At 62.2% G+C, this 12,312-nt stretch carries 10 protein-coding genes; 5 read left to right on the forward strand and 5 right to left on the reverse strand.

Going from position 1 to position 12,312, the window contains the following annotated elements; all coding sequences use genetic code 11:
• Positions 1-7: 7 nt before the first annotated feature.
• Positions 8-1,213 carry a LysR family transcriptional regulator gene (locus tag ACIQAL_RS18735; RefSeq protein ID WP_401148141.1) on the reverse strand — a complete coding sequence of 402 codons (1,206 nt, stop codon included), beginning with the start codon at positions 1,211-1,213 and terminating at the stop codon, positions 8-10.
• A gap of 157 nt (positions 1,214-1,370) precedes the next feature.
• Between ACIQAL_RS18735 and galB the strand changes: the two genes are divergently transcribed.
• The 3 genes from galB to ACIQAL_RS18750 are packed head-to-tail and all read left to right on the forward strand — an operon-like array spanning position 1,371 to position 3,900.
• Positions 1,371-2,105: a 4-oxalmesaconate hydratase gene (gene galB / locus ACIQAL_RS18740; protein ID WP_341957789.1), complete on the forward strand. Its 735-nt coding sequence runs from the start codon at positions 1,371-1,373 to the stop codon at positions 2,103-2,105.
• Positions 2,102-2,818, forward strand: a complete 717-nt coding sequence (locus ACIQAL_RS18745; RefSeq protein ID WP_401148143.1) for a 4-carboxy-4-hydroxy-2-oxoadipate aldolase/oxaloacetate decarboxylase — start codon at positions 2,102-2,104, stop codon at positions 2,816-2,818. Before galB ends, ACIQAL_RS18745 begins: the two co-directional genes overlap by 4 nt.
• 2 nt (positions 2,819-2,820) lie before the next feature.
• Positions 2,821-3,900, forward strand: a complete 1,080-nt coding sequence (locus ACIQAL_RS18750) for a 4-oxalomesaconate tautomerase (protein WP_401148146.1) — start codon at positions 2,821-2,823, stop codon at positions 3,898-3,900.
• A 24-nt stretch (positions 3,901-3,924) separates the two neighbouring features.
• Here the strand turns inward: ACIQAL_RS18750 and ACIQAL_RS18755 are convergent, their stop codons facing one another.
• The 4 genes from ACIQAL_RS18755 to ACIQAL_RS18770 all read right to left on the reverse strand — a co-directional run bounded on the left by ACIQAL_RS18755 (position 3,925) and on the right by ACIQAL_RS18770 (position 9,204).
• Positions 3,925-4,899: a GlxA family transcriptional regulator gene (locus ACIQAL_RS18755; RefSeq protein ID WP_401148148.1), complete on the reverse strand. Its 975-nt coding sequence runs from the start codon at positions 4,897-4,899 to the stop codon at positions 3,925-3,927.
• A 494-nt stretch (positions 4,900-5,393) separates the two neighbouring features.
• Positions 5,394-6,371 (reverse strand): sensor histidine kinase, encoded by a 978-nt coding sequence (locus ACIQAL_RS18760; RefSeq protein ID WP_401148150.1) that lies wholly within the window; start codon positions 6,369-6,371, stop codon positions 5,394-5,396.
• A 172-nt stretch (positions 6,372-6,543) separates the two neighbouring features.
• Positions 6,544-7,770 carry an acyl-CoA dehydrogenase family protein gene (locus ACIQAL_RS18765; protein ID WP_401148153.1) on the reverse strand — a complete coding sequence of 409 codons (1,227 nt, stop codon included), beginning with the start codon at positions 7,768-7,770 and terminating at the stop codon, positions 6,544-6,546.
• 60 nt (positions 7,771-7,830) lie between these two features.
• Positions 7,831-9,204 (reverse strand): LLM class flavin-dependent oxidoreductase, encoded by a 1,374-nt coding sequence (locus ACIQAL_RS18770; RefSeq protein ID WP_401148155.1) that lies wholly within the window; start codon positions 9,202-9,204, stop codon positions 7,831-7,833.
• A 588-nt stretch (positions 9,205-9,792) separates the two neighbouring features.
• On the opposite strand from ACIQAL_RS18770, the gene ACIQAL_RS18775 reads away from it, so the two are divergent.
• Both ACIQAL_RS18775 and ACIQAL_RS18780 read left to right on the forward strand, forming a co-directional pair.
• On the forward strand, positions 9,793-10,821 hold the full coding sequence (locus ACIQAL_RS18775; RefSeq protein ID WP_401148158.1) for an ABC transporter substrate-binding protein: 1,029 nt from the start codon (positions 9,793-9,795) through the stop codon (positions 10,819-10,821).
• 621 nt (positions 10,822-11,442) lie between these two features.
• A complete protein-coding gene (locus tag ACIQAL_RS18780; protein ID WP_401148161.1) occupies positions 11,443-12,312 on the forward strand; it encodes an ABC transporter ATP-binding protein in 870 nt (289 codons plus the stop codon).

Raw genomic sequence — 12,312 nt, forward strand, 5'->3', positions numbered from 1 at the left:
GTGCTGATCAGTGATCGGCCATTTCTTTCACGACGTGACGGATCGCCCCCATCGCCGCATTGGCGGCCGCCGAATGCAGGCTGGCGTTGCGGTAGATCAGGCCGATGGGGCGCGCCGTGCCGGTCAGTTGCACGTCGATCTGACAGAGCTCACCGGAGGCCATCTCCTGCTCCAATTGATGGCGGGACACCGCCGCTAGCATGTCCGAGCGCAGCAACAAACCGCGAATAATCGCCATGTCAGCGGTTTCGACCACTGGCCACGGCGCCTGCACGCCCGCCTCAGTGAAGCAGGCTTCCAGCAGACGGCGAGCGGGCGAACCGGCGCGGGGCAATACCCACCGGGCATTGGCCAACGCGTGCACGGCGACCGGCCCCGTACTCAGCGGGTGATCATGGCGCGCCAGAACCACCATTTCCTCGACGAGCAAGGCTTCTCCGGTCATGTCCGAGGCATAGTCCGCCGAGCGCAAGGCCCCAAAAATAAAATCGATGTCTCCCACACGCAGTTCCGTGGCCAGGAAATCAAAGGGGCTTTCGTTGGTGATGACCCGGATGCCGGGGTGCTCGGCAGTCAGGCGGACGATGGCTTCGGGCAGGATTCGCGTACGGCCCAAGGGCAGGGCGCCGATGTGCACGACGCCTTCCAGCGCGCCGCGCATGGCGGTGATGTCCGAACGCATATGCCGCAGCTCATTGAGGGCGCGGCGGATGGGGAACAGGATTTCGAGGCTGACGCGGGTGGGCTGCAACCCTTTGGGCGTGCGCTCGAACAATGATTGGCCGCAGCCGCCTTCCATGACCTTGAGTGCCGAACTGACCGCTGGCTGGCTCAGGCCGAAATGCCGGGCCACCGTCTGCATGTGCCGGGTTTCACAGAGTTTGACGAACAGTTCCAGGCGTCTCGCTTGAAACAGGTACAGGGGTTCAACGAGTGGGGTCGCCGCGTTGAGCAGGAGGGGCACGGTCTGCAACTCGTCGAGGACGCGCAATGCCCGGGGCAGAATCCGTTCGCCGGATTCACTGAGGCGCATGCCGTTGACGTGGCGTTCGAACAGCGACACATCCAGTGCGATTTCCAGCTCGGAGATCGCCCGCGTGACCACCGACTGCGCCCGATACAGGACTTCCGACGCCTTGGACACGCTGCCCAACTGCGCAACGCGGACGAATGCGCGGACCTGCATGAGGTTGACGAGATCATCACTGAACATAGAGGGCGGGGCGCTCCGAAAGGCACGAATGACGGGAATATGCGGTGCATCAGCGTGCCGCGCAATAAGTAAAACGTATATCAGCATGGGTTGAACGCATTATTCGTCGACCCTGACGGGTGACATGCTCTGGAAAAAAGCAGGAGGTTCATCCCACATGGTCACCCCACAGAAAACCGCACTGGTCGTCAGCGCTCATTCCGCCGATTTCGTCTGGCGCGCAGGCGGTTCAATCGCGCTGCACGTGAGTCAGGGCTACGCCGTGCACATCGTCTGTCTGTCATTTGGAGAACGGGGCGAGTCGGCCAAGCTGTGGCGCAAGGGCGAGATGACTGAGGACAAGGTCAAAGACGCCCGTCGCACCGAAGCGCTGGCCGCCGCCGAGATTCTGGGCGCCAGCATCGAGTTTTTCGACATCGGCGATTACCCGATGCGCGCCGACCGGGAGACCTTGTTTCGTCTGGCAGACGTGTTTCGCCGCGTGCAGCCGTCCTTTGTGCTCAGCCATTCGCTGAAAGACCCCTACAACTACGATCACCCGCTGGCCATGAACCTGACGCAAGAGGCTCGCATCATTGCCCAGGCAGAAGGGTATCGTCCGGGGGAGAAAATCGTCGGCGCGCCACCGGTCTACAGCTTCGAGCCGCACCAGCCCGAACAATGCGAATGGCGGCCCGATGTGCTGCTGGACATCACCAGCGTGTGGGACCGTAAATACGCGGCCATCCAGTGCATGGCCGGTCAGGAACACCTGTGGGAGTACTACACACGGGTCGCGCTGCAACGAGGCGTTCAGGCCAAGCGCAACGTGGGCATCACCTCGGCGCGGGACATCGTCTATGGCGAGGGGTATCAAAGCATCTTCCCTCGCGTGACGGAGAATCTGGCATGAGTCACTTGATTGGAAAATCAGGTTTCGTGGTGCGTCAGATTCCGCGTGCCGACCAGTCGTCCATAGATGATCTGAGCCGTTTCGGCGTCGCCACCGTGCACGAGGCCCAAGGCCGCAAGGGTTTGCTCAGCAGCCGGTTAAGGCCTATCCAGCAGGGCGTGTGCGTCAGCGGCACTGCCGTCACCGTGTCGGTGGCGCCGGGTGACAACTGGATGTTTCACGTGGCGGTGGAGCAATGCCAGCAAGGCGACTTTCTGGTCGTCGCGCCGACGTCGCCGTGCACGGATGGCTATTTCGGCGATCTGTTGGCCACGTCGCTCAAGGCACGGGGTGTACGCGCGTTGGTGATCGATGCGGGTGTTCGCGACACACAGACCCTGCGCGAGATGGGATTTGCCGTGTGGTCCAGCGCGGTGCACGCGCAAGGCACGGTGAAAGAGGTGCTGGGCTCGGTCAATTTGCCCATCATCTGTGCGGGACAGTTGATCAATGCCGGGGATGTCATCGTCGCCGACGACGACGGCGTGGTCGTGGTCCGACACGCTGAACTGGCGCCGGTGCTTGACGCGACGCGCAAGCGGGCAGACCTTGAGGAGCAGAAACGCGTGAGGCTGGCCAATGGCGAACTGGGCCTCGACATCTACGACATGCGCGGCCGTCTCGCGGAGAAAGGCCTGACGTATGTCGACCGACTGGAAGAGATCGAACACTGACGATGAGTCAAACCCGCATTCCCTGTCTGTTCATGCGTGGCGGCACCTCCAAGGGCGCGTATTTTCTCGCGAGCGATTTGCCTGCGCCGGGGGAGGTGCGTGATCGGGTGTTGCTGGCCGTAATGGGGTCGCCGGACACACGGCAGATCAATGGCCTGGGCGGCGGGGATTCACTGACCAGCAAGGTGGCGATCATCAGCCCTTCCGAACGGGAAGATGCCGACGTGGATTACCTGTTCGCCCAGGTGTTGGTGGACGAGCCTCGTGTGGATTACGGCCAGAATTGCGGCAACGTCCTGGCCGGTGTCGGACCGTTCGCCCTTGAGCGGGGTTTGATCGCAGCCTCTCCGGGTGTGACGCCGGTGCGGGTGTTCCTGGTCAATACCGGGCAGGTGGCGGTGATCCACGTCCCTACGGCCAATGGCGAGGTCGATTACGCGGGCGATCAACGCATTGACGGTGTGCCGGGAACAGGGGCGGCGCTGGCCATCGAGTTCAAGGACATCACCGGGTCAAGTTGCGGCGCCTTGTTGCCCACTGGCCAGGTGCGGGATGTGATTGACGGCATTGAGGTCACGTGCATCGACTTCGGCATGCCTGTGGTACTGATCCGCGCAGGCGATCTGGGCAAGAATGGTCACGAAACCCCGCACTGCCTCGATGTCGATGCGACGCTTAAAGCGCGACTGGAGTCGATCCGTCTCCAGGCCGGTCCTTTGATGAATCTCGGGGAGGTCGGTCAGCGCAACGTGCCAAAGATGGTCTTGATTGCTGCGCCCCGTGAAGGTGGCGCGATCTGCACCCGATCGTTCATCCCGCATCGTTGCCACACGGCCATTGGTGTCTTCGGCGCGGTGAGTGTGGCGGCGGCCTGTCTGCTGCCTGGCTCTGTCGCCGATGACTTCGTGGAACGGGAGGACACCGACCCTCAGCGCCTGAAGATCGAACACCCCACGGGGCACTTCGTCGCTGAGATCCATCGGTCTGAAGGGCAGCTGCTTGGCGGAGGTATTGTCCGCACCGCTCGACTGTTGTTCGAAGGCCGCGTGTGCATTCCTGCCACCGTGTGGAAACCGGCTTGATCCTGGTAGCGCGCACCAACGCGGTCACTCACCCCCAAACTGCTGCCGATACTGATTCGGCGACAACCCGATCCGTTCGCTGAATACCTTGCGCATGTGCCGTGGGCTGCCGAAGCCGCAGCGGGTGGCGAGGGTCTTGAGGGGCAGGTTGCAGGCTTCCAGCAGTTTCCGGGCATGGTCGATGCGGGCGTTCTGCACGTACTGCATGGGCGTCACGCCGACTTCTCGCTGAAAGGCGCGGGCGAAATTGCGGGCGCTCATGGCGGCAAGGTCGGCCATGCGCTGAATGGTGTAAGGCTCTTCGATGTGATCGACGACGTAGGCCTGGACCTTGGCAATGGCACCGCCGTCTCGGGGCACCGCTGCCAGCAGGGGGCCATAAGGGGTCTGGCCGCCCTGGCGCTTCATCACCACCAGCAGGATTTTCGCGACCTCCAAAGCCAGCTCTTTGCCGTGGTCTTCGGCGACGACGGCCAGCGCCATGTCGATACCGGCGGTGATGCCGCCCGAAGTGATGAGGTTGCGGTCCATGACGTAGATCTGTTCGGTTTCGACCCGCGTCTCCGGGTAGTGCTGGGCGAGACGCTCGACGTAATTCCAGTGGGTGGTGCAGCGATAGCCGTCGATCAGCCCGGCCTCGGCCAACAGGAACACACCGGTGCAAATCGCGCCGAAGCGCCGGGCGTTTTTGACGGCATCCGGCAGCCACTCGTTCAGCGCGGGGTGGCTGACACCGTAGGCGCCCGGGCCGCCAGGAACCAGAAGCAGGTCAACGGAGGTGGGACAGTCCTCAAGGCGCAGGTCGGCATGGACCTTGAGGCCACACGAACTGCGAACCAGGCCCGCACGGTCGGAAACGGTGAGCAACTGGTAATGTTTTTCCTTGGGGAGCAGGCGGTTCGCCAGGGTAAAGACGTCCATCGGGCCGGTCACGTCGAGCATCAGCACGTCGTTGAACAGCACCATCACCACGGTCTTGTGGGCACAAGGGTCTTGCATGCATCAACCGCCTTTTTTCAGGGCCGGGCCGGCACAGGCCGGTGGCTCGGGTCTTTCATGGCGGGAGTGTAGGGCAAATCGAAGGGAATCCGGTACAGCGGAATCGGGAGAGTGCCAGCAGGATCGTGTGCATAGAGTTTGCTACTGCTGTGCAGTAGATCGCAGGCAAGCCAGCTCCCACGGCCTGCGGCCAGAGTCAAAAGCCTGAACCACATCAGGCATCTGCTTCTGCGAAATCAGAAGCCTGAACCACATCAGGCATCTGCTTCTGCGAAATCAGAAGTCTGAACCACATCAGGCATCTGCGTCTGCGAAATCAGAAGCCTGAACCACATCAGGCATCTGCGTCTGCGAAATTAGAAGCCTGAACCACCCCACCTATCTGTTACTGCCGAAGGCGTGGGAGTGCCGGGGTGGCGCTCCACCTTGCCTGTGATCTGCCGGGAACCGGCAGCAAAACCAGACACCTCGGTCGTGTCAGGTGGAACGCTACCTCAATGGTTCTTGCACCCCAACGGCAGTTGAAACCGGATCATCGCGCCGCCCAGTTCGGAGGTTTCGGCATAGAGGTTGCCGTTGTGGGCTTCGGCCACGGAGCGGCAGATGGTCAGGCCCATGCCCAGGCCGCTGGGCTTGGTGGTGTAGAACGCGCTGAAGATTTGCTGCCGGTCTTGCACCGGGATGCCGGGGCCGTTGTCTTCGACCGAGACTTGCACACCGTCACGCAGCGACGCGGAAGACACCTTGATCACACCCTTCGACGGCCGTGATTCGGCCACCGCTTCGAGGGCGTTGGCGATCAGGTTGTACAGCAATTGCTGGACCTGAACCGGATCGGCGATCACGGACTGGTTGGCCATGAGCTCGGTGTTCAGTGTCACCCCGGCCCGCGTCAGCGCAGGTGCATGCAGGCGGGCGGCTTTGTGAATCAGATCGTTGACGTTGACCGGCTGTGGCGTACACGGCGACTGCCGGGCCAGCGCCCGCAGGGCTGCCACGATGTTGGCGGCCCGTTCGCAGTCTTTGCGGATGTCGCTGAGGCCATCAATGGCTTCGTCCAGATTCGGGTTGTCCCGTTGCAGCCAGCGGACGCAGGCCGACGCATTGGAGGCGATGGCCAGCAGCGGTTGGCAGATTTCATGGGCGATGGAAACCGTCAGCTCGCCCATCACCTGTAAATGCGCGTTGCGTGAGAAGTCATCCTGCGGGCTGATCGCGGGTGCGGGTTTGCGAATGGCATTGTGCGATGAGGTGGGGACGTGTGGCGCCCAGAGTTCCAAAGTGCCCAGGTGCTGGGCCGGGTAGGGCGTCGGCAGCGGGGTGATGGCGATGCCGCTGTGCGGGTCAGGCATCAGCCGATACATCGACTCGGTCTGCCCCGGTGGCAGTGACATGTCGTAGTAGTCGGACCAGGGCTGATCTGCACCGGCGCTGGCGTAGGAAGCGCGTTGAGGTGAACGTTTTTCTGGCATCGAGCCCCCCGGATTCAAAGCGCCTCGTGTCGTTGTCGCCGAGTATACGCAGCGATTCAGGGCCGAAACGAAAGTCGTTCCCGTTTGGCAGAATCGGGCACCTCGATGGCCGTTACAGTCCCCTCGGTGCCCGGATTGGCAAGATCGTACCCAGAAGCGCAGCGCTGAAGAATCATGCCACGCCGATTTTCCACTGCGCAGGTGGCGGCGTGCCGTTGACCGCGTAGTCGCCGACGATGCGGTCCTTGTAGATGCGCGGGTTGTGGGAGGTGAGGGTGCGGGCGTTGCGCCAGAAACGATCGAGACCCAGCGGGCGCAGGGTGGCGGACGCGCTGAGGGCGTCGAACATCCGCGAGCTGGCGTCGAGGATCAGGTCGCTGACGATGGTTTGCGACTGGGCAATCTCCAGCTCGGCGATGTCCACGGCTTTCTTCAAGGCCTCGGCATCACCGGTGAGCCGCGCCTGATACGCCCGCTCTAATGCCTCGGCGGTTTTCAGCACAATGGCCCCGGCGCTGTAGGCCGCCGCGCGCAGACTGCCCACCACCTGCAAGACCTGCGGGTCCTGGGCCACCCGCGACGCATTGCCGTTGCTGAAACTGCGGGTGCGCTTGGCCACGGCAGCCGCCACTTCGCCGCTGAGAGCACGACCGATCCCGGCAAGGTTGGCCAGGTGCACGATCTGATACAGCGCCGGGGAATACTGAAACTTGTCATCGACGCTGACGATGTTCCGCGTGTCCACCGCCACGCCCCGCAGATGCGTGGTGCCGCTGGCGGTGAGGCGCTGGCCGAAGCCGTTCCAGTCGTCCACCACCTCCACGCCTTCGGCATCGCTGCGTACGGTCACGAACACGCGTTTGTCGTCGTGATCGCTGACCGCCACGTCGATCCATTCGCTGTACAGGCAGCCTGTGGTGTAGAACTTGTTGCCGTCGATGCGCCACTGCTCGCCGTCCAGATACAGCCGCGAATGCAGGTGCGATTGCGGCGTGTCGCCGACTTCGCCGGTGGCCGGGCCCACGGTTTCGCCGCGCACCAGCCGCTCGAACCAGACTTTGCGCCGTTCTTCGTCACGGCTGTTCAGCAGGTTTTCCGTGAACCCCAAATGCCCGCGCAGGGCCTGCACTAGGTTCGAATCGGCTTCGCCCAGTTCGATCAGCAGGTTGGCCAGTTCCGGCAGCGTGACGCCCAGGCCGCCGTATTCTTTCGGCACCCGCACGGCGGTGAAACCCGAGGCCTTGAGCAGTTGCAGCTCCTGGACCGGCAACCGGCGCTCCAGCTCGCGGCTGATCGCGCCTTCGCGCAGGTTGGCAAACAGCGGACGAAACCGCTCGGCCAGTTGTTCATAGCGGGCGGAAGGGCCTGCGCCCCAGGCTGCGTTGACTTGATGCGCCATGGTCAAACTCTCTGTACAAAAAATGAATCAGGAGGCGTCCGCCTCATGGTTTTCTGGAAATCAGACGGCAATCGACGGCTCGCGAAGCAAGGTCGCCGGGTGTGCGGGGAAGGGCAGGCCCAGACGCTCGCGCAGGGTGTTGCCGGTCGGGCCGTCTTGCGGCACCAGCCCGCGACGTTTCAGTTCCGGCAGGATCAGGGCGATGAAATCGTCCAGCCCCTCGGGGTAGGTCGGCGGCAAGATATTGAAGCCGTCGGCCCCGTAGCCTTCGAACCACGCCTGCAACTGGTCCACGACTTCTTCCGGCGACCCCACCAGCGTCCAGTGCCCCCGCGCACCGGCCAGGCGCAGGTACAGCTCGCGGATGCTCAGGCCTTCGGCGGCCAGTTGCAGGATCAACTGCTGACGGCTCTTCGAGGCGTTGGTGGCAGGCAGGTCTTGAGGCAGCGGGCCATCCAGCGGCAAGTGAGACAGATCGACCCCACCCAGCAAGCCGGACAGCAGGCTCAGGCCGACTTCGGGGTGCACCAGGTTTTGCAGCCGCTGATGCTTGGCATGGGCTTCGGCGGAGGTCGGCGCGGTGAAGATGGTCACCCCCGGCAGAATCTTGATGTGTTCGGGTTTGCGGCCCAGCACCGCAGCGCGGGATTTGATGTCGCTGTAGAACGCCTGGGCATCGGCCAGACTCTGGTGCGCGGCGAAAATCGCCTCGGCGGTGGCCGCTGCCAGATCACGTCCGTCTTCAGACGCCCCCGCCTGCACCAACACCGGTTTGCCTTGGGGGGAACGCAGCACGTTCAACGGCCCGCGCACGTGGAAATGTTCGCCGTGGTGGTCGGCGCGGTGCAGCTTGGTGCGGTCCAGGAACACGCCTTTGTCCTTGTCCAGCAGCAGCGTGTCGTCTTCCCAGCTGTCCCAGAGTTTCTGCACCACTTCATGAAACTCCCGCGCCCGGCTGTAGCGGTCGGCGTGGGCAGGCTGCTGACCCTCTGCGGTCTTGGCGAAGTTCTTCGCGGCGTCGGGGTCGCTGCTGGTGACCAGGTTCCAGCCGACCCGGCCACCGCTGATCTGGTCCAGCGAGGCGAACTGGCGCGCCAGGTTGAACGGCTCGCTGTAGCTGGTGCTGGCCGTCGCCACCAGACCGATGCGCGAGGTGACGACTGCCAGCGCGGACAGCAGCGTCAGCGGTTCGAAACTCAAGCTCGGCGCGATCACTCGGTCGAAGGTCGGCGCGTCGATGCCGCGCACGGACACGCTGTCGGCGAGAAACAGCGTGTCGAACCCGGCTGCTTCGGCTTTGCGTGCAAGGTCGATGAAGTGGTCCAGGCGGACGCCTGCGTCGGCCTGAGAGCCGGTGTCACGCCAGGCCGCGATGTGGTGCCCGGTGGCGCGCAGGAAGAGGCCGAGTTTCAGGGTGTCAGTGCGTGTGCTCATGGGATGACTCCGTGCAATCGTGAGTGTTCAGCCAGCGTCCGTTAATGGCACGCGCCTGTTTATCTTGCAGGGGATAAAACAGGCAGGTGCTCGTGGGGTCATTCATTAAGCGGTGCGCAGTAGAGGTCATGAAGTTGCAAGGGCTGTGCCGTAAACGGGCCGTTATTTAAAAGGCGCAATACATCGGTATTTAACCAGGCTCGGTAAACACAGCTTCGAATTGATGTGTGTCAAGGGCAGGGTATCTGTTGTTTGACTGTTGCTGGATCAACACTTGGCTTGAGCGGTGTTATTCGCGTGCGCGGTGGCGGAAAGCCGCATCCCTTAGCAGGCCGCCTTAACGGCGACAGGGGTTGCAAAGGCCTCACCGTTGACCGGTCATTCCATCGGAGTTGCGAACTAAGGCATTGCAGATAGCAGGCATAACTTTAGTTGAAAACGTTATAGCCAGTATCCAAGTGACAATTGACGCTGAATCCATCGCCTCATTATTGTCGCTCCGGCCATAGCCTCTTATTTAAACAGTGCCTGCCGTTCATGAATAACGCGTGCCTGTCTCGAAGATTTAAATAACCAAGGACGCTCGTCATGGAAACGCTTAACAGCCGCAGGGCTTTTATCAAACAGGTGGCGTTATTGGGCACGGCGGCGGCCGCCGGGATGATCCTGCCAGGCTGCGGCAAGCCGGAAAAGACCGCCAACGCTGCGCCTGCCGTGATCAAGAACCGCTCGGATCAGGTGGTCAGCTTCAAATACCCGGACAACCCGTCGTTCGACCTGGTGTACCTCGCCGACTCGTTGGGCTATTTCGAGGGCACCCGCACCCGGCCGAATTACATCGGCAAGATCGCCGCGCCGCAGATCATCCCGTTGGTTGGCACCGGTGAGATCGACTTCGGTTCGCGGATGGTGCCCCTCGTGATCTCGGCGATTGCCAGCGGCCTTGACCTCAAGGTGGTCGCGGCGGGCGGGAAAACCCTTCAGGAAGCGCCGCACATGAAGTATTTCGTGCGCGCGGATTCGGGAATTTTCACGCCCAAGGACATGGAAGGCAAAACCGTAGGCTTCAACAGTTTCGGGGCCTGTGCCGAGTTCGTGACCAAGAAATACCTGCGTGAGCACGATGTGGACGTGGACAAAATCAACTGGGTGGTCGTGCCCGATAACCAGGGCGAACAGACCGTGCTGACCCGCAACGTCGACATCGCGATCATTCACCCGCCAGCGTCCGGCGGCGCGGAACACAACCCCGAACTGCGCAAGTTGTGGAGCGACTACGACCTCGACAAAGGCCTGGGCGGTATGGCGCCGTACAGCGGCTATGGCAAGTTCATCCGGGAAAACCCTGAGGCCACGCAGGATTTCGTCACCGCGATTGCGAAGGCCGCCAACTGGGTCAACGCCAACCCCGACGAGGCGCGCAAGATCGTTTCCCAACGCATCGGCACGCCGCTGGAACTGGTGGAGCGCTACGCCTACGTCGACGACCTGGTGGTGACCGAGCCGCCCATTCAGTACTACATCGACATCCTTGAAAACGAGAAGAAGATCAAGCCCGGGGCAGTGGCCGTGAAGGACGTGTACACCAATGCGTTCAATGCGCTGGCGAAAGCTTGAGCGCAGGGCGTCGGCATGGATTCCCCCGGTCACGCAGCCGCTGCAAAACCTGTAGGAGCGAATTCATTCGCGAAAGGGCCGGTACAGCCAAGAAATCTTCATTGTCTGAACCCCCTTCGCGAATGAATTCGCTCCCACAGTGAAGAGGGCGTCGTGCTCAAGGTCTGCGACCGACACCGAACCTGTGGGAGCAGCCGGAGGTTACGACGGCCGCGAAGGCGGTGGGTCGGGCGATGCATGTGTGCCGGCCTTGACGCAAATTACCCGTAGGAGCGAATTCATTCGCGAAAGATTGTTCAGGCGACGCCTCTCCATCGCCTGACTTTCGCGAATGAATTCGCTCCCACAGTGAAGAGGGCGTCGTGCTCAAGGTCTGCGAGCGACACCGAACCTGTGGGAGCAGCCGGAGGTTACGACGGCCGCGAAGGCGGTGGGTCGGGCGATGCATGTGTGCCTGTCTTGACGCAAATTCCCTGTAGGAGCGAATTCATTCGCGAAAGATATTCCAGGCGACGCCTCTTTATCGCCTGTCCTGGCTTTCGCGAATGAATTCGCTCCCACAAAGAAACAGTATTCACCCAATGAAAGGGGTGGTCATTACAAAGGACAGAAGAGGCATCAGTGCACAAAATCTCCACAGTTAATCTGCACATGGAATATCAGGCGCAGGACGAATCAGGCAAAACCGAGCGGGTCGAGGTGTTGAAGGACTTTGACCTTCAAGTGCGCGAAGGCGAGTTCCTGTCGATCCTCGGCCCGTCCGGCTGCGGCAAATCCACCTACCTGAATATCCTCGCCGGGCTCGCGCAGAAAACCGCCGGCACGCTGGAGATCGACGGAAAACCCTTGCAGGGCATCAACCGCAATCAGGGCGTGGTGTTTCAGGGCTATGCCTTGCTGCCGTGGCGTTCGGTGCTCGACAACATCGCCGTGGGGCTGGAGATCCGGGGCGTCGGCAAAACCGAGCGACGGGAACGGGCACGCGAATACCTCGACCTCGTTGGCCTGACGGGCTTCGCCTCCCGCTACCCGCACGAACTCTCAGGCGGCATGCGCCAACGCGTGGCCATCGCCCGCTCGCTGGTGTACGAGCCTGACGTGCTGCTGATGGACGAGCCCTTCGCCGCCCTCGACGCACAAACCCGCGAAACGCTCCAGGACGAACTCCTGCGCATCTGGGACCTGCACAAAAAAACCATCGTGTTCATCACCCACAGCCTCGACGAAGCGATCTTCCTGTCCGACCGCGTGGCGGTCATGACCCCGCGCCCTGGGCGGATCAAGGAGATCATCGACATCGACCTGCCACGTCCCCGGTTGCCGCAACTGCGCAACAGCCATGCCTTCGTTCATCTGCGTCAGCGGGCGTGGGCGTCGTTGCGCGAAGGCATGGGCAATGTAGTTCCGGATGCGGCGGAGGTCGAAGAAGCCGCCCGTCATGAAAGCTGGCAGCAGGTCGCCCGGCTCGGTGGCTATAAGGTGGGGGTCTGA

The organism is Pseudomonas sp. NPDC088368, from assembly GCF_044753445.1.
Classification (GTDB): domain Bacteria; phylum Pseudomonadota; class Gammaproteobacteria; order Pseudomonadales; family Pseudomonadaceae; genus Aquipseudomonas; species Aquipseudomonas bambusae.

Coding starts and splice junctions, on each gene's coding strand:
- ACIQAL_RS18775 (WP_401148158.1), top strand. CDS start 9,793: ATGGAAACGCTTAACAGCCGCAGGGCTTTTATCAAACAGGTGGCGTTA.
- ACIQAL_RS18765 (WP_401148153.1), bottom strand. CDS start 7,770: ATGGCGCATCAAGTCAACGCAGCCTGGGGCGCAGGCCCTTCCGCCCGC.
- galB (WP_341957789.1), top strand. CDS start 1,371: ATGGTCACCCCACAGAAAACCGCACTGGTCGTCAGCGCTCATTCCGCC.
- ACIQAL_RS18745 (WP_401148143.1), top strand. CDS start 2,102: ATGAGTCACTTGATTGGAAAATCAGGTTTCGTGGTGCGTCAGATTCCG.
- ACIQAL_RS18735 (WP_401148141.1), bottom strand. CDS start 1,213: ATGTTCAGTGATGATCTCGTCAACCTCATGCAGGTCCGCGCATTCGTC.
- ACIQAL_RS18770 (WP_401148155.1), bottom strand. CDS start 9,204: ATGAGCACACGCACTGACACCCTGAAACTCGGCCTCTTCCTGCGCGCC.
- ACIQAL_RS18755 (WP_401148148.1), bottom strand. CDS start 4,899: ATGCAAGACCCTTGTGCCCACAAGACCGTGGTGATGGTGCTGTTCAAC.
- ACIQAL_RS18750 (WP_401148146.1), top strand. CDS start 2,821: ATGAGTCAAACCCGCATTCCCTGTCTGTTCATGCGTGGCGGCACCTCC.
- ACIQAL_RS18760 (WP_401148150.1), bottom strand. CDS start 6,371: ATGCCAGAAAAACGTTCACCTCAACGCGCTTCCTACGCCAGCGCCGGT.